This is a genomic window from Pseudomonas sp. SW-3 (genome assembly GCF_016615645.1).
GTDB lineage: Bacteria > Pseudomonadota > Gammaproteobacteria > Pseudomonadales > Pseudomonadaceae > Aquipseudomonas > Aquipseudomonas mandelii.
The window spans coordinates 1,249,626-1,272,236 of sequence record NZ_CP067098.1 but is presented as its reverse complement, the minus strand read 5'-3'; the positions used below and the strand labels follow the sequence as shown (position 1 = coordinate 1,272,236).

The window sequence follows — 22,611 nt, the reverse complement described above, 5'->3', positions numbered from 1 at the left end:
TTGATCCTGCTGTTACATGGTCTGACGACCTGAGCGCAGGAAGGTTCCCACAAAAGAACAATTCAATTTCGACTGGCCAGGACCTTATCCTGAGCCGCATTGCGCAGCGCCGCGATGACGCAGGGTTCCAGCCGTCCTTCGGCAATCAGCACGTCGCGGTGCAAGCCGTCGACGACATCCGTCAGCAGACGGTAATCGGTTAACTGGGCTTGGTTGAACGCCCGTTCGACCACGATCGCGCCGGTCGCATTCTTCAGTGTCACCAGGCATTCGCCATGGGCGCCCGACGGGGTCAGCTTGACCTGATACGGGCTCAGAGCCTCACCGAGCAATAGACTGATACTTTCCATCTCGATCACCACTCAATAGTCCGAAAACAAAGTGCCTGGGGTGTGTTCACAGTAAATGACCACCGACCCGAGAAGAAAGTTCTGGATTCCAGGTGCAGACGCGTCGGCGTCCCTGGTCGATAGAGCATGCACGGAAAAGATGACAGGGAAAAAACAGCCTGTTCACAGGTGCCTTGTCCGGTGACCGATATCAGTCCATCCCCCCAGCAACCCTCGCAATTGGCCGTCGACGCTGTAGAACGGCACCGTCCATTGGTAGATGTCCCTGACCCCGTTGTTGAACAGCAATTGACGTTCACTGAAGCGTGGCTTTCGAGTCTCCATCTGCGCCATGAATTCGGCATGCAGCAGCGCTGCGGTTTCCGCCGGCAGGACATCGAGCTCAACCAGCCGTCGCCCTTGAACCTGGTCAAAACGGGTGCAGAGGCTCTCCTCATAACTTTTGTTGCACATGATCAACCGCCCTTGCAGATCACGAACAAACATCGGATCGGGCATGGCGTCGATCAATGCATGCTGGAAAGCAAGCTGATCGCCCAGCCCCTTCTCAGCGTCTGCGCGCTGCTTGATGAGTGCCGCGAGCCTGCGATTCCAGAGCAAGGAAAGCAGACCGAACAGGCTGACGATAAACATGCCCCAGCAAAACCAGTGAGTCAGCTGCCGCCAGCGAGAAGGCGACTCGACGGGCGCGATACCGCTGAGCCATTTCAGGCGAATGGCCCGCAAGTCGGCCGCAGGGAAGGCCTCAAGCGCCTTGTTAAGAATGCTCAGCAGCGGCGACTGGCCTTTGCGTACCGCGAGGTGATCAGCCTCCCACTTGCCCTCCACGGCCCGGCCGACCTTGAGTTGCCCCAATGGATAGAGCTGCGCCCCGATTTCATTTTCGATGGTGGCAAAGGCTTCACCACTTTCAACCAGCGCTCTGGCCTCGGCGTAAGTCTTGACCGTGCGCAACTCTATCGCCGGGTAGTCGCGGCGAATCGTGCCTTCGAGTGCGTGCCGGGCCGGCAACACCAGCACTCTTTTAGCCAACTGCGCCAGGGAGTGCACGACCGGTGCGTCTGCCCGTCCGACAAACACCCATCCAGCGCCACCGAACGCATGACTGAAATCCAGGAACGCCTTACGCTCGTCATTCATCGCCAGCGTTGTGCTCATGTCCGCCTCGGCACTTTCCAGACGCCCGAGCAGTTGGTCGGTGGAAAACGACTCCTCGTGAACAAACTGCAAACCCGTCATGGCACTGATGCGATTGAGCAGATCGTTGTTCAGACCGCTCCACTGACCGTGTTCATCCTTGAACAGATAAAGCGGGTATTGCACCGACGAGACGATGACTTGCGGATGCTCGGCAACCCACCTCAGTTCCTGAGCATCCAGTTCGATGATTGCGCCGACGCCCGCCCCCCTGGACTCGGGCGTCGCCAATTGCGCGGCCGTCCCTGCTTGATCCAAGCCCAGGACGCCGATCAAAAACATCCAGCACACGGCTGGTTTGAACCCTCTGAAAAACCGCATTACCACTTCCTTCGCAATCAACTCGCCCATCCTTTCTGGGGCGAAAACACGACAAGTGTGGCATGCAGAAATGAGAAAGCCCGTCAGGAGACGGGCTTCAAAATGTGACAGCTTTGAGTGGTTACAGCGGCTTGCCGCGGTTGCCATGCTGACTGACAAAGGCCTGCACGGCTTTCAAATCATTCGGCAACACGGTGCAACGCTCATTTCGCTCGAACAAATCAGAAAGATGTGCAGGTAGTTCAAGCGCTTTTCCTACGCCGGCTTTCTCCACTGCATCCGGGAATTTGACCGGATGGGCCGTGCCGAGGATCACCATTGGAATATCCAGGCTACGACGGCATTCGCGCGCGGCCTTCACGCCGATGGCGGTGTGCGGATCCAGCAGTTCGCCGGTTTGCTCGTAGACTTCGGCAATGGTTTCGCAGGTTTGCGCGTCATCCACGGCCAGGGAATCGAACAATTTGCGGGCTTCGGTCCAGCGTTCCTGTTCGACGCTGAAACCGCCGCCCTGCTTGAAGCTGTCCATCAAACCGGCAATCGCTGCGCCGTTGCGACCGTGCAGATCGAACAGCAGGCGCTCGAAGTTCGACGACACCATGATGTCCATCGACGGCGACAACGTGGCGTGCAGGGTTTCCTTGACGTACTGGTTGCCGCTCATGAAGCGGTGCAGGATGTCATTGCGGTTGGTGGCGACGATCAACTGGTTGATCGGCAGGCCCATGTTGCGTGCCAGGTAACCGGCGAAGATGTCGCCGAAGTTGCCGGTCGGCACCGAGAACGATACCGAGCGCGCCGGGCCGCCCAACTGCAGGGCTGCGTGGAAGTAGTAAACGATCTGGGCCATGATCCGCGCCCAGTTGATCGAGTTCACCGCCACCAGACGCGTGCCCTTGAGGAAGCTCTGGTCAGCGAAGCTGGCCTTGACCATTTCCTGGCAGTCATCGAAGTTGCCTTCGATGGCGATGTTATGGATGTTCTCGCCGAAGATGGTGGTCATCTGGCGACGCTGCACTTCGGACACGCGGTTATGCGGGTGCAGGATGAAGATGTCGACGTTTTCGCAGTGCTTGCAGCCTTCGATGGCGGCCGAACCGGTGTCACCGGAGGTCGCGCCGACGATGACCACGCGCTCGCCGCGTTTTTCCAGTACGTAGTCGAGCAGACGACCGAGCAGTTGCAGGGCGAAGTCTTTGAACGCCAGGGTCGGGCCGTGGAACAGCTCGAGCACCCATTCGTTGCCATTCAGCTGACGCAACGGTGCCACGGCGCTGTGCGAGAACACACCGTAGGTTTCTTCAAGGATCTTTTTGAAATCGGCATCAGGGATGCTGCCGGTAACGAACGGGCGCATCACCCGGAAGGCCAGCTCGTGATACGGCAAGCCAGCCCAGGAAGCGATTTCTTCCTGGGTGAAACGTGGCAGGTTTTCCGGGACGTACAGACCACCGTCGGTGGCAAGACCGGCCAGCAGGACATCTTCGAAATTCAGGGCCGGTGCCTGGCCGCGGGTACTGATATAACGCATAGGGGCAAACCTTTGGTTTGAGCTTCAAGTCTCAAGCTACAAGCGGCAAGTAAAAGCCAGAGTGCCTTTGACTTGTCGCTTGAAGCTCGCAGCTTGCCGCTGCTTTTGTTTAGTTCAGGTGCTCGACGCGGATCCGGACGACCGGACCGACCACGCCTGCCAGGGCTTCCAGCGCGGCGATCGCGTCGTTCATGTGCTGTTCCAGCACACGATGAGTCAGCAGGATCATCGGCACCAGACCGTCATGCTCTTCGACTTCTTTCTGCATGATCGATTCGATGTTGATGCCACGCTCCGACAGGATGCTCGCGACCTGGGCCAGTACGCCCGGATGGTCTTTCGCCTGAATGCGCAGGTAGTAAGCACTTTCGCACGCTTCGATCGGCAGGATCGGGTGCGCCGACAACGAATCCGGCTGGAAGGCCAGGTGCGGCACACGGTTTTCCGGGTCGGAGGTCATGGCGCGAACCACGTCCACCAGGTCGGCGATCACCGACGAAGCCGTCGGCTCCATGCCGGCGCCCGCGCCGTAGAACAGGGTCGAACCGGCCGCATCACCGTTGACCATCACCGCGTTCATCACGCCGTTGACGTTGGCGATCAAACGATCGGCCGGAATCAGCGTCGGGTGCACGCGCAACTCGATACCGGACGCGGTGCTGCGAGCGACGCCGAGGTGCTTGATGCGATAACCCAGCGCTTCGGCGTAGTTCACGTCAGCGGTGGTCAGCTTGGTGATGCCTTCGGTGTAAGCCTTGTCGAACTGCAGCGGGATGCCGAAGGCGATGGAGGCCAGGATCGTCAGCTTGTGGGCCGCGTCGATGCCTTCAACGTCGAAGGTCGGATCGGCTTCGGCGTAACCCAGGGCTTGCGCCTCGGCGAGTACGTCTTCGAAGGTGCGACCCTTCTCGCGCATTTCGGTGAGGATGAAGTTGCCGGTGCCGTTGATGATCCCGGCGACCCAGTTGATGCGGTTGGCGGACAGGCCTTCACGGATCGCCTTGATCACCGGAATGCCACCGGCCACAGCCGCTTCGAACGCCACGATCACGCCTTTCTCACGTGCCTTGGCGAAAATCTCATTACCGTGAACGGCGATCAGTGCCTTGTTCGCGGTGACCACATGCTTGCCATTCTCGATGGCCTTGAGTACCAGCTCGCGGGCAACGGTGTAGCCGCCCATCAGCTCTATAACGATGTCGATCTCAGGGTTCGTGGCCACTTCGAAGACATCGTTGGTAATCGCAATACCGGTCGTTTGGAACTGAGGCTTTGGCGTGCGCATGGCAATTTGTGCCACTTCGATTCCACGCCCGGCACGACGAGCAATTTCCTCGGCGTTGCGCTGAAGTACGTTGAAGGTACCGCCACCGACGGTCCCTAACCCACAGATGCCTACTTTGACCGGTTTCACTGTGAACTCCCCATAAAACGGCCGACTCAAGGCCGGCCGTGAAAACAGCCGCATACTCGCGGCTCTCTATTAATGGCCCGGCAAATGGTACCGCCGGACCATGATCGTCAAAGGCTGGCCGTGACGATGCGAATTATTTCGCGCCCAGCGCCAGTTTGGCGACTTGTGGCGCAGGCTGGTAGCCCGGAATGACCTGACCGTCAGCCAAAACGATGGCCGGTGTGCCGTTCACGCCGATCGACTGACCGAGAGCGAACTGCTTGGAAACCGGGTTATCACACTTGGCGGCCTTGATTTCCTTGCCGTCGACCATTTTGTCCATGGCAGCTTTCTTGTCTTTCGAGCACCAGACCGCTTGCAACTGTTCGTCACCCGGCGAGCCCAGGCCCTGGCGCGGGAACGCGACGTAACGCACTTCGATGCCGCGCTTGTTCAGCTCAGGCACTTCGGCGTGCAGTTTGTGGCAGTACGGGCAGGTGGTGTCGGTGAACACGGTGATGTGCGATTTGGTTTCGCCGATCGCCGGGTAGACCACGGTTTCTGCAACCGGGATGGCGTTGACCAGTTTGGACACGCCCAGGCGTTCGGTCTTCTCGGTCAGGTTGACCGGCTTGCCGTCCTTGAGCTGGAACAGGTAGCCCTGCACCACGTATTGGCCGTCGGCGCTGGCGTAGAGCACGCGGCTGCCTTGCAGTTTGACTTCATACAGGCCCGGCAACGGACTGGCGGAGATGCTTTCTACCGGTACTTCCAGCTGGAGATTTTCCAGGCTTTTACGAATGGCTTTGTCGGCCGCGTCATCGGCGACGGCAAAGGTACTGACCAACGCAATGGCTGCGGCGGCGAAAATCTGGGTCAGACGCATGAGAACTCCTGAAGGCGGACAAATGGGACGATCAGAACGCCCGTGCCGAAACACCGGGTCATAACCGCCCATCGTGCAAACCGGCAAAGCCTACCACATAAGGCTCCTGTGGCCGAATGCGCCTGACGCAACACACATAATGGTGCGTATCTGATAACACGTGTTGTGGCGAGGGAGCTTGCTCCCGCTCGACTGCGCAGCAGTCGTAAGACAGGCACCTCGATTTTCCTGATTAGCCGTGGTCCATAGTTTTGGGATCGCTTCGCGCCCCAGCGGGAGCAAGCGCCCTCGCCACCGGTGATTTGTTCCATCCGTCAGCCGCGCGGGTGGTGTTTGGCGTGCAAGTCCTGCAAGCGTGCGCGGGCGACGTGGGTGTAGATCTGGGTGGTCGACAGGTCGCTGTGGCCGAGCAGCATTTGCACCACCCGAAGGTCGGCGCCGTGGTTGAGCAGGTGTGTGGCGAACGCATGGCGCAAGGTATGCGGCGACAGCGACTTGCCGATCCCGGCGACCTTGGCCTGGTGCTTGATGCGATGCCAGAAGGTCTGGCGAGTCATCTGCTCACCGCGCTGGCTGGGGAACATGACATCGCTGGGACGCCCGCCGAGCAGTTCCTGGCGGCCATCGCGCATGTATCGCTCGACCCAGACAATCGCCTCCTCGCCCATCGGAACCAGGCGCTCCTTACTGCCTTTGCCCATGACCCGCAGCACGCCTTGACGCAGATTGACCTGCTCCAGCGTCAGGCTGATCAACTCCGTCACCCGCAAGCCGCACGCGTAAAGCACTTCGAGCATGGCGCGGTCCCGCTGACCGATAGCTTCGCTCAAGTCCGGCGCCTTCAGCAGCGCTTCCACGTCTGCTTCCGACAGAGACTTAGGCAAAGGCCTACCGAGTTGGGGCATATCGACGCGCAAGGTCGGATCGACCGCGATCAGCTTTTCCCTGAGTAGATAACGATAAAACCCACGCACTCCGGAGAGGAATCGCGCCGTCGAACGGGGTTTGTAGTTTTGTTCCAGACGCCAGGCCAGGTGATCGAGGATCAACTCGCGGCCGGCGCTGATCAGCTCCAGACCCTTTTCCTGCAACCAGCCATTGAACAAGGCCAGGTCGCTGCGATAGGCATCGCGAGTGTTATCGGAAAGACCTTTTTCCAGCCACAGCGCGTCGAGGAATTGGTCTATCAATGGATGATCGATGGCGGGCATATAAGCTCAGGCAAGACCGACAGTACGGTCACGAAAGATAAATCGCAGGCAACAAAAAAGCAGCCCGTAGGCTGCTTTTTTCTGCATCGGAAGCTGGACTTAAGCCAGTTTTTCCTTGATGCGAGCTGCTTTACCGGACAGGTCACGCAGGTAGTACAGCTTGGCTTTACGTACGTCACCGCGACGTTTAACGGCCATGCTGTCGATTTGCGGGCTGTAGGTCTGGAAAGTACGCTCTACGCCAACACCGTTGGAGATTTTACGAACGGTGAAAGCACTGTTTACGCCGCGGTTACGCTTGGCGATAACAACACCTTCGAACGCTTGCAGACGCGAACGGTCGCCTTCCTTCACTTTCACCTGAACGACAATGGTGTCGCCCGGGGCAAAGGTAGGGATCTCTTTGGTCATCTGCTCTGCTTCGAGTGCAAGGATGATTTTGTTAGTCATGCTGTGCTCCTAAGGTAGATCGTCGGATCTACCATCGATACGTTGTTAACTATCGTCCCGCTCGCGGATGTATTCCTCGAGCAGCTTCTTCTCTTCTCCAGAAAGCGAGCGGCTTTCCAGAAGATCGGCGCGTCGTTCAAAGGTCCTACCAAGGGACTGCTGTAAACGCCAACGCCGGATATGCGCGTGATTGCCACTTAGCAACACGTCGGGAACACGCTGATCCGCATACACCTCCGGTCGGGTGTAGTGCGGGCAATCCAGCAAACCATCCGTAAAGGAATCTTCCTCGGCGGAGTCCGCATGCCCTAAAGCTCCAGGCAGCAGTCGTGTAACCGCATCGATCAGGACCATCGCCGGCAGCTCGCCGCCAGACAGTACATAGTCGCCAATCGACCACTCTTCATCGACATGAGCTTCAATAAAACGCTCGTCAATGCCTTCATAGCGGCCGGCAATCAGGATCAATGCATCCAGATTCGCCAACTCGCGTACCGCCGACTGAGTCAGTTGACGGCCTTGGGGGGACAGGTAAATCACCTTCGCCGCCTCCCCGGCTGCTGCCTTGGCCTGAACCAGAGCATCTTCCAGGGGCTTGATCTTCATCACCATGCCCGGACCACCGCCAAATGGGCGATCGTCCACAGTGTGATGCCGATCCGTCGTGTAGTCTCGCGGATTCCAACAGGTGAGCTGCAACAGCCCCTGTTTCACCGCACGACTGGTGATGCCGTACTCGCTGATGGCGGAGAACATCTCGGGAAACAAACTGATCACTTCTACGCGCAAGTTAGCCACGCTTAGAAGTCCGCATCCCATTCCACCTTCATCTCGCCTGCGGCAAGGTCGACGGCCAACACGCATTGCTCCGTATAGGGCAACAGGCGTTCGCGATCATCCAGGCTGCCAGCGCAAGGCTTGACCACCATTACATCATTGGCGCCGGTTTCCAGAAGATGATCGATTTTCCCGAGCAACTGCCCGAGTTGATCAATAACCTTCAGACCTTCCAGCTGGTACCAGTAGTACTCGCCGTCGGTCAATTCAGGGAACAGGTTGCGCGGCACGCAGATCTCATAACCGGCCAGAAGACGAGCTTCTTCACGATCATCAAGACCCTTGAGCTTTGCGACCAGGAACTTGTCGTTCCCACGTCCGCTGACCAGCTCGACCTGTTTCACATTGCCTTCGCGCTTGAGCGTCCAGGTTTTGTACTGCAACAGGTTTTCAGTCGGATCAGTAAAGGAATAAACCTTCACTTCGCCGCGAACGCCATGAACAGAATAAATCTTGCCGATAACGATCAAATCATCAGCAATGGCAGGCGTCGCGTTCATATTGCTCAGGCCGCAGCCTTAGATGCATCCTTCAACAACTGAGCAACACGCTCAGAAGGTTGTGCACCAACGCTCAGCCAGTAGGCTACGCGCTCTTGGTTCACGGACAGACGGACTTCTTGACCACGAGCAACAGGGTTGAAGAAACCAACCTGTTCCTTGTGCGAACCGTCGCGCGGGTTGCGGCTGTCGGTTACGGTCAAGTGGTAAAACGGGCGCTTTTTGGAGCCGCCAAGGGCAAGACGGATTGTTAGCATGTGAACATCGTTCCTGTAGTCGGTGCTGCAAATCTAAAGGCACAGCGGGCATAGGTGCCCGAAAGGCCGCATATTCTAAGGAATATCCGGACTTTTGCAAATGTCTTTTTCCGGCGGCCTTCCGGTCGCCATCAAGATTTGCTATAGAGCCGTCGTTGAAAACGGCCAGTCAGCTCCCGCCAAGTGCGGGTTTGCTGGAGATCCCACTTCCGTGTGGGCTGCGCAAGAGCAAGCCATTGCGCGAATTCTTTACATTTTCGGCATGCCGCCGCCGGGCAACATACCGCCCATACCGCGCATCATTTTGGCCATTCCGCCTTTGGCGGAGAATTTCTTCATCATCTTCTGCATCTGCTTGTGCTGCTTGATCAAGCGACCGATGTCCTGCACCTGGGTGCCGGAACCCATGGCGATCCGGCGTTTGCGCGAACCGCTGATCAGCTCAGGGTCGCGGCGCTCGGCCGGGGTCATGGAATTGATGATGGCTTCCATCTGCTTGAATTGTTTCTCTGCCGCGCCCTGGGCATTGCCCATCTGCGCCAGATTGACGCCGCCGATGTTCGGCAGTTTGTCCATGAGGCCACCGAGGCCGCCCATGTTCTTCATCTGTTGCAGCTGATCGCGGAAGTCTTCGAGGTCGAAGCCCTTGCCCTTCTTCAGCTTCTTGGCCAGTTTGTCGGCCTTGTCCTTGTCGAGGGTCGCTTCCGCCTGCTCGATCAGACTGAGCACATCGCCCATGCCGAGGATGCGCGAAGCAATACGCTCCGGGTGGAACGGTTCGAGCGCATCGCTCTTCTCGCCCATACCGATGAACTTGATCGGCCTGCCGGTGATGGCGCGAACCGACAGCGCGGCACCGCCACGGGCGTCGCCGTCGACCTTGGTCAGGATCACACCGGTCAGCGGCAAGGCGTCGCCGAAGGCCTTGGCCGTGTTGGCGGCGTCCTGGCCGGTCATGGCGTCGACCACGAACAGGGTTTCGACCGGGTTGATCGCGGCGTGCAAGGCCTTGATCTCGCCCATCATCTCTTCGTCGATGTGCAGACGACCGGCGGTATCGACGATGACCACATCAATAAACTTGAGCTTTGCTTCTTTTATAGCCGCTTGCGCGATGTCGACCGGCTTCTGGCTCAGGTCGGACGGGAAGAAGGTGACGCCGACTTCACCGGCGAGCATTTCCAGCTGCTTGATCGCCGCCGGACGGTAAACGTCCGCGGACACGACCATGACCGACTTCTTCTTGCGCTCCTTAAGGAAACGCGCGAGTTTGCCGGCGGTGGTGGTTTTACCCGCACCCTGCAAACCGGCCATCAGGACCACGGCCGGCGGAACGGCGCTCAGGTTCAAGTCTTCGTTGGCCGCGCCCATCAGGCTTTCGAGTTCGGCCTGGACGATCTTCACGAAGGCCTGGCCCGGCGTCAGGCTGCGAGACACCTCGGTGCCAACGGCGCGTTCCTTGACCGAATTGACGAAGTCTTTCACCACCGGCAAGGCGACGTCGGCTTCGAGCAACGCCATGCGCACTTCGCGCAGGGTGTCTTTGATGTTGTCCTCGGTCAGCTTGGCCTTGCCGGTGACATGGCGCAGCGTCTGCGAGAGACGGTCGGTTAAGTTTTCAAACATTGCGCGATCCTTTCAGGCCCTGTGTAGACCGGGATAATGGCGGCCCAGACCGGAATAAACATGTGCTCGGCGAGCCTGCGGCGTGGGCAGGTCGCGGATTATAGCGAAGACTGCGTCTGGCGGACACCTCGTCGTCAGGTTGCATGGTCTTTCGTGCTGCGGGGGTTCTATGCCAAACTCAGCGCCTTTCGGGCTTGCCTAACAGGATTTATGCTCCCCTTGTCACCCAGTATGCTGACTACCCTCGCCGCCGCCTGCTTATATGCCGCTGCGACTATCTATCAAGGCACTCGCCTGGCCACTGGTGCCAAGGCGAACAAACGCCTGCTGGTCACGCTTGGCGTGCTTGCCGTGCTGGCTCACAGTGCCAGCCTGTTCGCCCACCTGCTGACCCCGATCGGCCTGGGCCTGGACTTTTTCAGCGCCGCCAGCCTGATTGCGGCGGCGGTCATCGCCCTGACCCTGCTGGCCTGTTCGCGGATCCCGGTGGAAAACCTGCTTATATTGCTGTTCCCGCTCGGTGCCGCCACGGTGCTGCTGGCGCAGTTCGCCCCTGCCGGCACCGTGCAGGTCATCGACGAAGAGCCGGGCATTCTCGCGCACATCCTGCTGTCGATCCTCGCTTACGGCATGTTCACCATCGCGATGTTTCAAGCCTTGCTGCTGCTGGTGCAAGACCATCAGCTCAAGCACAAACACCCGTCGGGCCTGATCAAGAACTTCCCGCCGCTGCAAACCATGGAAAGCCTGCTGTTCGGCTTCCTCTGGGCCGGCTGGACCCTGCTGTCGTTATCGCTGCTCTCTGGCTGGCTGTTTGTCGACAACCTGTTTGCCCAGCATCTGGTGCACAAAACCTTGCTGGCTTGCCTGGCCTGGATCGTCTTCAGCGTGCTGCTATGGGGCCGTAACCGCCTCGGCTGGCGCGGACACAAGGCCATTCGCTGGACCCTCGCCGGTTTCTGCCTGCTGATGCTGGCGTACTTCGGCAGTAAGCTGGTCCGTGAATACATCCTGCACATCTGACGGGCGGCATTAATGGACGACTTGCCCATAGGGCCGATGCTCGCGGTATTGGCCCTGCTGATTTTATGGTCGGGGCTGTTTACCGCCATCGAATCCGCACAACAGCACTTGCTGGCCCAGCGCACCGCCTCGCGTTCCAGCGACAAACCGGTCGCGAAGCTCAGCTTCCCGCTCAACAGCCTGATCTTCTGCAATACCCTGTGCCGCGCACTGGCAGTGGTCATCAGCACCTTGCTGGCGATCTTCATCTGGGCGGAAAACGGCCCGTGGATTGCCTGCCTGGGCGCCGGGATCGCACTGCTGGTGTTCGCCGACTACCTGCCGCGCGCCCTCGCCGTGCGCTATCCCGACGCCGTCCTGGCCCTGGGCAACACGCTGCTCGGTGCGCCGCTGAAAATCATCTACCCGGCCGCCTGGCTGCTCAATGGCTTCACCCGGCTGCTGATGCGACCGTTTGCCCGCAAGGTCAAGGTGGTGCAACAGAGCGAAGACGAGAGCCCCGGCGAGCGCAAGGACGATCACGAAGCCGTCTGCCGCCCTCACCCGCTGACGGGCATCCACGCGCTCGACAACATCACGGTCAACGACATTCTGGTGCCGCGAAGTGACGTCGACGGGATCAATCTCGACGACTCCCTCGCAGAGATCGTCGAGCAACTGCGCAACAACAAGCGCACCCGCCTGCCGGTGTTTCACAGCGACATCAATCAGGTCGAAGCCGTGCTCAATACCCGGCAGATCCGCCACTTGCTACCCGATGCGAGCCTGACCCTGGAAGCGTTGCTGGCCGCCAGCCACGAACCGTACTTCGTGCCGGAAAGCACGCCGTTGCAACTGCAACTCTTGAATTTCCACAAACAGCAGCGGCGCCTGGGCATGGTGGTCGACGAGTACGGCGAAGTACTTGGCATCGTGACCCTGGAAGACATTCTCGAAGAAATCGTCGGCGAATTCGAAAGTCAGCACAGCCTGGACAACCCGCACATCCACCCGCAGGCCGATGGCCGACTGATGATCGAAGGTGCGGCGTCGATTCGCGAATTGAACAAGAGCCTGGGCTGGCACCTGCCCAGCGACGGCCCGAAAACCCTGAACGGCTTGGTGACCGAGGCACTGGAGACCATTCCAGAAAGTGCGGTATGCCTGAAGATCGGGCGTTATCGGCTGGAAATTCTGGAGACGGAAGACAATCGGGTTACTCAGGTTTTGATCTGGCATACCAGCTCCGTTCCGACAGTGATTTGATGTCGGACACATAACACCGTGGCGAGAGGCTTGTCGGAACGCCCCCTCGCCAAAAAGACCTCGCCAATCCCAAGCCCCTTGTTAGATCGTTAGCCACCTTCCTATAATCGAATCCGCTTACCCAAGCCCCGGCCGAACCACGTGCTTACCCCGCACGCAGCAGGTTCCGGCCAGACCATCGGCACTTTCCGCACCACACCGACGACTGTTCCTACCTTGAACAGCGGCCGCGCCTCACTCCCACATCCCTGGGTGTTCGACCATAATAATTCGCTCCACTGGGGCACATGACTGTCAGGGATAACCGCATGACGACCAGCACGACTTATAGCGACGCGCCTACCCAACCGACGAACTCCGCCACCCGCGTGGCCACGGCGAGTTTTATCGGCACCGCCATCGAGTTTTACGACTTCTACGTCTATGCCACCGCTGCGGCGCTGGTGATCGGTCCGGTGTTCTTTCCGCAGACCTCCGGCACCGCCCAGATGCTGTCGGCGTTCCTCACCTTCGGCATCGCATTCCTCGCCCGCCCCTTGGGATCGGCGCTGTTTGGGCACTTCGGTGACCGCATCGGGCGCAAATCGACATTGGTCGCTTCGCTGCTATTGATGGGTGTGTGCACCACGTTGATCGGCGTATTGCCGGGCTATGACAGCATCGGAGCCTGGGCGCCGATCCTGCTCTGCGTGCTGCGGTTCGGCCAAGGACTGGGGCTAGGCGGCGAATGGGGCGGTGCGGCCCTGCTGGCGACGGAGAATGCGCCCAAAGGCAAGCGCGCCTGGTTCGGCATGTTCCCGCAGCTCGGCCCCTCGATTGGCTTTCTGGCGGCTAACGGACTGTTCCTGACGCTCGCCATGACCCTGAATGACGAGCAGTTCCGCTCTTGGGGCTGGCGGATTCCGTTCCTGCTCAGCGCCGCACTGGTGATGGTGGGCCTGTATGTGCGCCTCAAACTCCACGAAACCCCGGTGTTTGCCAACGCCATGGCACGTCAGGAGCGAGTGAAGATCCCGCTGGTCGAGCTGTTCAGCCAGTACTGGGTACCGATGTTGCTAGGGGCAGGGTCGATGGTCGTGTGCTACGCGCTGTTCTACATCTCGACGGTGTTTTCATTGAGCTACGGCGTGTCGACACTCGGCTACAGCCGCGAAACCTTCCTTGGGCTGCTGTGCTTCGCCGTCCTGTTCATGGCCGCCGCCACGCCGTTGTCAGCCTGGGCCAGCGACCGCTACGGGCGCAAACCGGTGCTGATCATTGGCGGCGTCTTGGCGATCCTGTCGGGATTCTTGATGGAACCGCTGCTGACCCAAGGCTCGACCTGGGGCGTGGCGCTTTTCCTGTGCATCGAGCTGTTTCTGATGGGCGTGACGTTTGCACCGATGGGCGCGTTGCTGCCGGAGCTGTTTCCAACGCATGTGCGGTATACCGGCGCGTCCGCAGCCTACAACCTGGGCGGAATCGTCGGGGCCTCGGCGGCGCCGTTTTTCGCGCAGAAACTGGTGGCGATGGGCGGTCTGAGTTATGTCGGAGGGTATGTGTCTGGGGCGGCGGTGCTGAGCTTGATTGCGGTGCTGTGTCTGAAGGAGACGCGACATAACGATTTGAATCGGGTGACCTGAAGCAGAAGCATCGCCAGCAGGCTGGCTCCCCCATGGAAATAGGGTGTACACAAAATCTGTGACCAACCAATAACCCTGTGAGAGCTAGCCTGCCGCGCCTCGGTTTACAGCTCTACCACGACAGCCTGAGAAGCACGGGTTGCCTTGGCACGAGCCGCTTCGATCGACTCATCCCGCGCCAACGCCACGCCCATCCGGCGCTGGCCAATGACCTCTGGTTTGCCAAACAGACGCAGTGCCGTATCCGGTTCGCTCAACGCAGCACCGAGGTTGGCGAACGCAGTTTGGGTCGACTGCCCTTCCACCAGAATCACCGCCGACGCCGATGGCCCGAACTGGCGAATCAACGGAATCGGCAGGCCCAGGATCGCCCGTGCGTGCAGCGCGAACTGCGACAGGTCCTGGGAAATCAGGGTGACCAGACCGGTGTCATGCGGGCGCGGCGACACTTCGCTGAACCACACCTGATCACCTTTGATGAACAGCTCGACACCAAACAGGCCACGACCGCCCAGTGCTTCGGTGACGGCTTTGGCAACGCGCTCGGATTCGGCCAGGGCAATCGGGCTCATGGCTTGTGGCTGCCAGGATTCCTGATAGTCGCCCTTCTCCTGCCGGTGACCGACGGGTGCGCAGAAGGTCGTGCCGCCGACGTGACGCACGGTCAACAGAGTGATTTCGTAGTCGAAGTCGATAAAGCCTTCGATGATCACGCGACCTTTACCGGCGCGGCCACCTTCCTGAGCGTAATCCCAAGCGGATTTCACGTCATCGGCGCTGCGCAGCAGGCTCTGGCCTTTGCCCGACGAACTCATCACTGGCTTGACCACGCACGGGAAGCCCAGATCCTGGACGGCCTTGCTGTAGTCCTCGAAAGTGTCGGCGAAATGGTACGGCGAGGTCGGCAGGTCCAGCTCTTCGGCAGCCAGGCGACGGATGCCCTCACGGTTCATGGTCAGCTGCGCGGCGCGAGCGGTCGGGATCACGGTGAAGCCTTCGGCTTCCAGCTCCACGAGGGTCGCGGTGGCGATCGCTTCGATTTCCGGCACGATGAAGTGCGGCTTTTCGGCTTCGATCACGGCACGCAGGGCGGCGCCGTCGAGCATGTTGATAACGTGGCTGCGATGCGCAACTTGCATGGCCGGCGCGTTGGCGTAACGGTCGACGGCAATCACTTCAACGCCCAGGCGTTGCAGCTCGATTACCACTTCCTTGCCCAACTCACCACAGCCACACAGCAATACGCGGGTCGCGGTTGGCGACAATGGAGTTCCGATACGGGTCATCTCAGGTCCTCAAGAAGCGGATCATCGAGGGTCGCGGCGTCTGGCGCGCTTCCCATGGGGAGAAAGCGCGGCATTTTACATGAACCGCAAGGTTTGGCTTCAGCTGGCGACAGCCTGTTTGCGCAAGCGCCAGGCCATGATCAGCCACACGACCGTCACGCCGGCGAACTTCGAGCCCATGGCGGTAAGGATTACGGCCGGGGTGAAAGCATCGATCATGCCGAAGAAGATGAAGGTGTCGAGGGGAATGCTCAGGGCCGAACTTATCCACAGGCGATCGTGCAACGGACGCTTGGTGATGCTGAACACCAGCCAGTCGATGCATTCGGACACCGCGAAGGCCGTGGCGCTGGCCAGCGCGATGGACGGATCGGAGGTGACATAGGACAGGACCAACGCTGCGAGCATCGCCGCGATCGCGCCGTGGCCGAAGCGGGTTTGTACCATGTCGCGCAGGACAAACACCAACCCGCCCCAGGCCGACCAGATGATGTCCAGGTGCGGGGCGGTGGAGAAGGCGTAGTTGATCAGCACGACGCTGCTGATATAGGCGATCAGGAAGAACATGAGGTGGCGGGATACCTGTCAATTTGGCGCACAGATTACCATCTCGGCTTTACAAATAGCCTGTGGCGAGGGCGCTTGCTCCCGCTGGGTCGCGCAGCGGCCCTGAAGTCAGGGGGCGCGGTGTGTCAGGTTGAATGTGTTTGTCAGCTATGGGGCTGCTTCGCAGCCCGTCGGGAGCAAGCTCCCTAGCCACAAGAAACCTCATCAGCCACAATAGCTCACAGGGCTCAGGAATCGGATCTGGAAGGCAACATCCAGATCAACCCGCTCGACTTGGCCCGCTCATGGCACAGCCCCAAAACCCTGCGGCGTTCTTCGTTGTCCATGCGACTCCAGCGCGTGATTTCTTCGACCGTGCGCTGACACCCGGTGCAAATATCATCTTCGTCCAACGCGCAGATGTTCACGCATGGCGAGAGGACCGGTCGTTCGGTGGCGTTCATTCTTCCTGCTCGACCAGATCACGGGCGTAACGCTGCGAATTGTGCACATAGTGCGCGGCGCTGGCCTCCAGCATTTTCTTTTGCTGCTCGGTCAGTTCACGCACTACTTTGCCGGGCGAGCCCATGACCAGCGAACCGTCGGGAATCTCTTTGCCCTCGCCGATCAGCGAGTTGGCGCCGATGATGCAGTTCTTGCCGATTTTCGCGCCGTTGAGAATCACTGCATTAATACCGATCAGGCTGTAATCGCCCACGGTGCAGCCGTGAAGCATGGCGTTGTGGCCGATGGTCACGCCGGTGCCGATGGTCAGCGGGTAGCCCATGTCCGTGTGCATCACCGTGCCGTCCTGGACGTTGCTGTTCTTGCCAATCAGGATCAATTCGTTGTCGCCACGCAACACGGCGTTGAACCAGACGTTGGCGCCCTCTTCCAGTTTGACCTTGCCCACCAGCACGGCATTGGGTGCAACCCAGCTCTGCGGATGGGTTTCGACGCGGGCATCGCCCAGGCGATATTTCATCTTGTTGTCCTCAAGGCTCAGGCAGCCGCGGTTCACGCCATACGAACGATGGCTTCAAGTATTGATAAAGCTTTTGGGCGGGTGGTGCAGGCTGATGTCGGCGTCATAGAGCAGGTTGATCAACTCGACAATCATGATTGCCGTCAGGCCCCAGATTTTATACTCGCCGTAACGATAACTCGGCACGTACCAACTGCGCCCCTGGTAATCGATGCGGTGGGTGTGCTCCCTTGGGTCCTCACGGAAAAACTCCAGAGGCACACTGAACACGGCGGCGATCTCGGCATCGTTGGCCAGGTACTCGACAAAACCCGGAATCACTCCGACATACGGCGTGACCTTGATGCCATGCAGGGAGATCAACGGGCTCAGCGGGCCGATCACCTCGACCAGCCCCGGTGGCAAGCCGATTTCTTCTTCAGCCTCCCGTAGCGCGGTGAAAATAAGATCCGGGTCTTCGGGGTCGCGCCGCCCACCCGGGAAGGCGACTTCACCGCCATGGGTCGAGAGCCCGCTGGCGCGCAGGGTCAGAACCAGCTCCGGTTCGTCACTACGGGTGATGGGTACCAATACCGCGGCTTCGGGGAAACGTTTGTCGGTTTCCATTGTGCGTGGGGTGTGGTTGCTTACTCGATGCAGTAGCTCGTCCAGCATGAGTCTTCTCGATCTGTTGGCCGTAGGGTCTGTTGACGTTTGCTGACGAACCGCGTTGCGCGCCAACGCAGTTCGTCAGCAAACGTCAACAGACCCTATGCATCATGCACCAATCGAACCGGCCGCCCAACCCCATAACCACTGCATGTCGCTAAACGACAACTTGCCGACAGACACCGCCGCACGCCAAGATAGGCGCAGCATTCAGGAACCCCAGCATGAAATTTTGCAGTCAGTGCGGTAACCCGGTCACCCAACGCATTCCCGAAGGCGACTCGCGCCTGCGTTTTGTCTGTGACAGCTGTCAGGCGATTCACTATCAGAACCCCAATATCGTCGCCGGCTGCGTGGCGACCTGGGGCTCGAAAGTGTTGCTGTGCCGACGCGCCATCGAGCCTCGGCTCGGTTACTGGACCCTGCCCGCCGGTTTCATGGAAAACGGTGAAACCATCGAGCAGGCGGCCATTCGCGAGACCGCCGAGGAAGCCTGTGCGCGGGTGCGTAACCTGAGCATCTATACGTTGATCGACGTGCCGCACATCAGTCAGGTGCATGTGTTCTTTCGCGCGGAGCTGGTGGACCCGGATTTTTCTGCCGGCCCCGAAAGCCTGGAAGTGCAGCTTTTCGACGAAGCCGACATCCCGTGGTCCGAGTTGGCTTTCCGCACGGTGGGTCGTACCTTAGAATGCTTCTTCGCTGACCGGCGGACCGAGGTCTACCCCGTGCGGTCCGAGTCGATCCCGCCGCTTGCTCAGCCTGCCATCACCTAAAGCTCCTGGCTCCAGAATCACCTATAACTAAATAGTCGCGACACCTTTCAGGGATATCGTTTCAATGCGCTGGTTGCTTGCCGTGGTTTGCTTGTCGTTCGTCACTCTGTCACAGGCTTCCGTTGCGGAAACCCTGAACGGCAAAGTCATCGAAAAAGTTTTGGTGCTCAAATCCGCCCACCAATTGCAATTGATCAATGACGGCAAGCCGCTCAAGACCTACCGCATTTCCCTGGGCAGAAATCCGAAAGGCCAAAAGCTGATGGAAGGCGATAGACGCACGCCTGAAGGTTTTTACTGGCTGGACTGGCGCAAGGTCAGCGATAAATTCAATCTGTCGATGCACATCTCCTACCCCAACATCAGCGACGCTGCCCGCGCCCGGCGTGAAGGCGTCGATCCGGGTAGCATGATCATGATCCATGGCACACCAGATACCGAAGAAAACCCGGAAGACCTGTTCCACACCCTGGACTGGACCGACGGCTGCATTGCCATGCGCAACATGGACATGCGTGAGGTCTGGGGCCTGGTGCCGGATGGCACGATGATCGAGATTCGGCCGTAACCCCTTTACCTGTGGCGAGGGAGCTTGCTCCCGCTGGGCTGCGAAGCGGCCCCAAAAAATGACCTGACACCGCATTCGCTGATTTCAGGACTGCTTCGCAGCCCAACGGGAGCAAGCTCCCTCGCCACAAAAGCACCGAGTCCTTCTTCTTAGCGCTACCTTCGGTCGCTCCTCGAAAAATAAATTCAAAAGATCGCAGCCTGCAGTAATGACTGCCGGGAAGATACCAATCTCCCCGGCAAGCGTTACCCCAGGCTGCGATCTTTGCGCTCAAAACCCCCACCTCTAATACCACTTGATACCAAACCCCATTTCCCGCACTCAACAGGGCCGCCTTTCCCACGCCAACGGCAAAGTACTGGCATTGACATGGTATTCAAGTGGTATTAATTTTCGGCCATTCGCGGAACACAACACTCCAATATCCGCATCGGACATCCCTGACATGAATGACCTCCAGGCCCTACGCCCTGACGACACCCAGCCCACGCCCCTCTACCTGCAACTGGCGCGCAATCTGGAAGCGGCGATCCATGCCGGGCAGTGGAAAGCCGAGCAGGCCATGCCTTCGGAGCGCAACCTCAGCGAGCTGCTGGGCATCTCCCGCGTCACTGCCCGCAAGGCACTGGAAGTCTTGTTCGAACAGGGTCTGATCCGCCGCAACCAAGGCTCCGGCACGTTCATCACGCCGCGCCTGGAACAACCGCTGTCGCGCCTCTCGGGTTTCAGCGAGATGCTGCGCCTCAAGGGCTTCGTTCCCGGCTCGCAATGGCTGGAACGCGAGATCACCCCGCCGACCCACGAAGAACTGATCCGCCTCGGCCTCTCGCCCAACGACAAGGTCGCGCGGCTCAAACGTCTGCGCAAAGCCGACGACACGGTGATGGCGATCGAGATGAGCACCCTGCCCGCCTCGATCATTCCCAAGCCGCAAGCGGTGGGCGATTCGCTCTACGAATACCTCGACGGCATCGGCAAACCGATCGTCCGCGCCTTGCAGCACATCCAGGCGATCAACGCCTCGGACGAATTCGCCGCCCTCGTCGGCATCGCCCCCGGCACCGCCATGCTGCTGATGACCCGGGTCGGCTACCTGGAAGACAACACGCCAATCGAAGTCACCGACACCTACTGCCGCAACGACTACTACGACTTTGTTGCAGAGCTTCGTCGATAACCCGCTTCGCCGCTAAAACCGAGAACCGATCATGTCCGAAGACAACATCCTCACCGCCCACGGCTGGGTTCGCGGCCGGCTGATTCACGAACACGGCAAGGTCGTGTCCATCGAAGGCGTGCCGTGCGATCCGGCTGACAACGACTTGTCCTATCTGCTGCCCGGCTTCATCGACCTGCACGTCCATGGCGGCGGCGGCAAAGACATCATGGAAGGCGCAACCGCCTTCGAAACCATCAGCAAGACCCACGTGCGTTTCGGCACCACGTCGCTGCTGGCGACCACCATGACGGCGCCGCCGGAGGAGATTTCCAGCGTGCTCAAAGCCGTCGGCGAGTTCTGCGAGCAGCGGCCGGAAGGCTGCGCCCGGGTGCTCGGCGTGCACCTGGAAGGCCCGTACATCAACCCCGGCAAACTCGGCGCCCAGCCGAACTTTGCCCACACCGCGCTGATGGCCGAAGTCGAGGACTACCTCACGCTGGCACCGATCCGCGTGATCACCATCGCCCCGGAAATCGCCGGCCACGATGCCTTGATCCGCACCCTCAGTGCACGCGGTATCCGCATGCAGATCGGTCACACCCTCGGCAGTTATGAGGAAGGCGTCGCCGCGCTGGCGGCCGGCGCCAGCAGTTTCACTCACCTCTACAACGCCATGAGCCCGTTGCATCACCGCGAGCCGGGCATCGTCGGTGCGGCGCTGGCCCACGCCAAATACGCGGAGCTGATCCCGGATTTGCTGCACGTGCACCCCGGCGCCATGCGGGTCGCCCTGCGCGCGATCCCGTGCCTGTATTGCGTCACCGATTCCACCGCCGCCGCCGGCATGCCGGACGGCGAATACAAGCTCGGCAGCCACACGGTCACCAAGTGCCTGGGCGGCGTGCGCTTGCCCGACGGCACCCTGGCCGGCAGCACACTGACCATGGATCAGGCCCTGCGCAACCTGGTGAAAATCGGTCTGCCGATCGCCGAGGCGTCGCAACGTCTTTCGCAATTCCCCGCCGATTACCTCGGCCTCGAAGAACGCGGTCGCCTGCAACCTGGCAGCTGGGCCGACTGCGTGCGACTGGATCGCTCACTCACACTCACCGCCGTCATGGTCGAAGGAGAAGACATTGACTTCAAAAATGCTTGAAGAGGCGCTGTCCTCGTTCGAGGCCGTGCAAGCCCAACTGCAGCAACTCGACCCGCAGATGATCGAGATCGCCGGGCGCCTGCGCCGTCAGCCGCCGCAAGTCGTGATGACCGTCGCTCGCGGCAGTTCAGATCATGCCGCCAGTTACTTCGCCTACCTGACCATGCAGCAACTGGGCTACCCGGTGGCGTCGCTGCCGATGTCGGTGGTGACCATGCTGCAAGCACCATTGAAGGTCAGCGGCCAAGTGGCGTTCGCGTTCTCGCAGTCGGGGCAAAGTCCGGATCTGGTGAACAGCCTGCGCCTGTTACGCAAACGCGGGGCCCTGAGCATTGCCCTGGTCAACGCCGAAAGCTCGCCGCTGGAAGCCGCGTGCGAATTCAGCCTGCCGCTGTGCGCGGGAACGGAAAGCAGCGTTGCCGCCACCAAGAGTTTCATCGCCACCCTCAGCGCCAGCGCCCGTCTGATCGCCCACTGGAAAGAAGACGTGGAATTGCTCGAAGCCGGCAACGCCTTGCCGGAAGGTCTGCGCGAGGCGGCGCAACAGGATTGGAGCCTGGCCATCGACGCCCTGCGCGATTGCCAACGCTTGATGGTAATCGGCCGCGGTGCCGGTTTTGCCATCGCTCAGGAAGCAGCCCTCAAGTTCAAGGAAACCTCGGCGATCCAGGCCGAAGCCTTCAGCAGCGCCGAAGTGCGTCACGGCCCGATGGCATTGATCGACGAGAACTATCCCTTGCTGATCTTCGCTCCACGGGGTGCCGAGCAGGCCGGTTTGCTGAGCCTTGCTGCCGACATGCGCCAGCGCGGCGCTCGCGTTCTGCTGGCGGCACCAGATGACATTGCCGAACGTGACCTCACGCTGACCCGCGCCGAACACCCGGCCCTGGACCCGATTCTGGCGATCCAGAGTTTCTACGTCATGGCCGCCGGTTTGGCCGTGGCCCGTGGCATGGACCCGGACCAGCCGCGGCATTTGAGCAAAGTGACGCGCACGCACTAAGTCCGCCCCGAACGATTTCCTGATGAGACCGAGCC

24 protein-coding genes are annotated in these 22,611 nt (G+C 59.9%); 8 read left to right on the top strand and 16 right to left on the bottom strand.

The genetic code is table 11. The features are described from left to right. Positions 1 to 62: 62 nt before the first annotated feature. The 11 genes from JIO00_RS05590 to ffh form a co-directional block, all read right to left on the bottom strand. Positions 63 to 350 carry a DUF3509 domain-containing protein gene (locus JIO00_RS05590; RefSeq protein WP_010462977.1) on the bottom strand — a complete coding sequence of 96 codons (288 nt, stop codon included), beginning with the start codon at positions 348 to 350 and terminating at the stop codon, positions 63 to 65. Between the two features lie 162 nt (positions 351 to 512). Beyond that, positions 513 to 1,868, bottom strand: a complete 1,356-nt coding sequence (locus JIO00_RS05585) for a transporter substrate-binding domain-containing protein (RefSeq protein ID WP_077748290.1) — start codon at positions 1,866 to 1,868, stop codon at positions 513 to 515. A gap of 121 nt (positions 1,869 to 1,989) precedes the next feature. Further along, on the bottom strand, positions 1,990 to 3,399 hold the full coding sequence (thrC, locus tag JIO00_RS05580) for a threonine synthase (protein ID WP_010462981.1): 1,410 nt from the start codon (positions 3,397 to 3,399) through the stop codon (positions 1,990 to 1,992). Positions 3,400 to 3,508: 109 nt separating this feature from the next. Further along, positions 3,509 to 4,813, bottom strand: a complete 1,305-nt coding sequence (locus JIO00_RS05575) for a homoserine dehydrogenase (RefSeq protein WP_010462982.1) — start codon at positions 4,811 to 4,813, stop codon at positions 3,509 to 3,511. Positions 4,814 to 4,946: 133 nt separating this feature from the next. Continuing rightward, positions 4,947 to 5,678, bottom strand: a complete 732-nt coding sequence (dsbC, locus tag JIO00_RS05570; protein WP_010462985.1) for a bifunctional protein-disulfide isomerase/oxidoreductase DsbC — start codon at positions 5,676 to 5,678, stop codon at positions 4,947 to 4,949. A gap of 314 nt (positions 5,679 to 5,992) precedes the next feature. Then, a complete protein-coding gene (gene xerD / locus JIO00_RS05565) occupies positions 5,993 to 6,889 on the bottom strand; it encodes a site-specific tyrosine recombinase XerD (RefSeq protein WP_154911832.1) in 897 nt (298 codons plus the stop codon). 99 nt (positions 6,890 to 6,988) lie between these two features. Next, positions 6,989 to 7,339, bottom strand: a complete 351-nt coding sequence (gene rplS / locus JIO00_RS05560; RefSeq protein ID WP_003175895.1) for a 50S ribosomal protein L19 — start codon at positions 7,337 to 7,339, stop codon at positions 6,989 to 6,991. A gap of 45 nt (positions 7,340 to 7,384) precedes the next feature. Beyond that, complete coding sequence (gene trmD, locus JIO00_RS05555) at positions 7,385 to 8,158, bottom strand: tRNA (guanosine(37)-N1)-methyltransferase TrmD (RefSeq protein WP_154503229.1); 774 nt, start codon at positions 8,156 to 8,158, stop codon at positions 7,385 to 7,387. Further along, positions 8,140 to 8,676 carry a ribosome maturation factor RimM gene (rimM, locus tag JIO00_RS05550; RefSeq protein ID WP_010463008.1) on the bottom strand — a complete coding sequence of 179 codons (537 nt, stop codon included), beginning with the start codon at positions 8,674 to 8,676 and terminating at the stop codon, positions 8,140 to 8,142. The genes trmD and rimM overlap by 19 nt, the downstream gene beginning before the upstream one ends. A gap of 5 nt (positions 8,677 to 8,681) precedes the next feature. Next, on the bottom strand, positions 8,682 to 8,933 hold the full coding sequence (gene rpsP, locus JIO00_RS05545; protein ID WP_010463010.1) for a 30S ribosomal protein S16: 252 nt from the start codon (positions 8,931 to 8,933) through the stop codon (positions 8,682 to 8,684). A 249-nt stretch (positions 8,934 to 9,182) separates the two neighbouring features. Beyond that, a complete protein-coding gene (gene ffh / locus JIO00_RS05540; RefSeq protein ID WP_077748289.1) occupies positions 9,183 to 10,559 on the bottom strand; it encodes a signal recognition particle protein in 1,377 nt (458 codons plus the stop codon). A 210-nt stretch (positions 10,560 to 10,769) separates the two neighbouring features. Here ffh and JIO00_RS05535 point away from each other — a divergent pair, with 210 nt between their 5' ends. The 3 genes from JIO00_RS05535 to JIO00_RS05525 all read left to right on the top strand — a co-directional run bounded on the left by JIO00_RS05535 (position 10,770) and on the right by JIO00_RS05525 (position 14,449). Beyond that, the gene (locus JIO00_RS05535; protein ID WP_042932342.1) at positions 10,770 to 11,582 is read left to right on the top strand and encodes a cytochrome C assembly family protein; all 813 of its coding nucleotides are present in this window, start codon (positions 10,770 to 10,772) and stop codon (positions 11,580 to 11,582) included. Positions 11,583 to 11,594: 12 nt separating this feature from the next. Beyond that, complete coding sequence (locus tag JIO00_RS05530; RefSeq protein ID WP_200667779.1) at positions 11,595 to 12,827, top strand: transporter associated domain-containing protein; 1,233 nt, start codon at positions 11,595 to 11,597, stop codon at positions 12,825 to 12,827. 308 nt (positions 12,828 to 13,135) lie between these two features. Further along, positions 13,136 to 14,449, top strand: coding sequence for an MFS transporter (locus tag JIO00_RS05525; protein ID WP_010463018.1), 1,314 nt, complete (start codon positions 13,136 to 13,138; stop codon positions 14,447 to 14,449). Between the two features lie 104 nt (positions 14,450 to 14,553). On the opposite strand, the gene purT is transcribed toward JIO00_RS05525, so the two are convergent. The 5 genes from purT to JIO00_RS05500 all read right to left on the bottom strand — a co-directional run bounded on the left by purT (position 14,554) and on the right by JIO00_RS05500 (position 17,920). Then, positions 14,554 to 15,735, bottom strand: a complete 1,182-nt coding sequence (purT, locus tag JIO00_RS05520; RefSeq protein WP_200667778.1) for a formate-dependent phosphoribosylglycinamide formyltransferase — start codon at positions 15,733 to 15,735, stop codon at positions 14,554 to 14,556. Positions 15,736 to 15,834: 99 nt separating this feature from the next. Further along, positions 15,835 to 16,302, bottom strand: coding sequence for a preQ0 transporter (locus JIO00_RS05515; protein WP_010463021.1), 468 nt, complete (start codon positions 16,300 to 16,302; stop codon positions 15,835 to 15,837). Positions 16,303 to 16,529: 227 nt separating this feature from the next. Further along, positions 16,530 to 16,745, bottom strand: coding sequence for a DUF1289 domain-containing protein (locus JIO00_RS05510; protein ID WP_010463023.1), 216 nt, complete (start codon positions 16,743 to 16,745; stop codon positions 16,530 to 16,532). Continuing rightward, complete coding sequence (locus JIO00_RS05505) at positions 16,742 to 17,266, bottom strand: gamma carbonic anhydrase family protein (RefSeq protein ID WP_007944857.1); 525 nt, start codon at positions 17,264 to 17,266, stop codon at positions 16,742 to 16,744. The genes JIO00_RS05510 and JIO00_RS05505 overlap by 4 nt, the downstream gene beginning before the upstream one ends. Positions 17,267 to 17,320: 54 nt before the next feature. Then, positions 17,321 to 17,920, bottom strand: coding sequence for a CoA pyrophosphatase (locus JIO00_RS05500; protein ID WP_010463027.1), 600 nt, complete (start codon positions 17,918 to 17,920; stop codon positions 17,321 to 17,323). Positions 17,921 to 18,138: 218 nt separating this feature from the next. On the opposite strand from JIO00_RS05500, the gene JIO00_RS05495 reads away from it, so the two are divergent. The 5 genes from JIO00_RS05495 (at position 18,139) to JIO00_RS05475 (ending at position 22,576) form a co-directional block, all read left to right on the top strand. Next, the gene (locus tag JIO00_RS05495) at positions 18,139 to 18,690 is read left to right on the top strand and encodes an NUDIX hydrolase (RefSeq protein ID WP_010463029.1); all 552 of its coding nucleotides are present in this window, start codon (positions 18,139 to 18,141) and stop codon (positions 18,688 to 18,690) included. 64 nt (positions 18,691 to 18,754) lie between these two features. Next, positions 18,755 to 19,258 (top strand): L,D-transpeptidase family protein, encoded by a 504-nt coding sequence (locus tag JIO00_RS05490; protein ID WP_083374948.1) that lies wholly within the window; start codon positions 18,755 to 18,757, stop codon positions 19,256 to 19,258. A gap of 445 nt (positions 19,259 to 19,703) precedes the next feature. After that, a complete protein-coding gene (locus JIO00_RS05485) occupies positions 19,704 to 20,435 on the top strand; it encodes a GntR family transcriptional regulator (RefSeq protein WP_010463034.1) in 732 nt (243 codons plus the stop codon). A gap of 31 nt (positions 20,436 to 20,466) precedes the next feature. Then, positions 20,467 to 21,573: an N-acetylglucosamine-6-phosphate deacetylase gene (nagA, locus tag JIO00_RS05480; RefSeq protein WP_200667777.1), complete on the top strand. Its 1,107-nt coding sequence runs from the start codon at positions 20,467 to 20,469 to the stop codon at positions 21,571 to 21,573. After that, a complete protein-coding gene (locus JIO00_RS05475) occupies positions 21,566 to 22,576 on the top strand; it encodes an SIS domain-containing protein (RefSeq protein ID WP_010463037.1) in 1,011 nt (336 codons plus the stop codon). The genes nagA and JIO00_RS05475 overlap by 8 nt, the downstream gene beginning before the upstream one ends. The last annotated feature ends 35 nt before the right edge of the window (positions 22,577 to 22,611 follow it).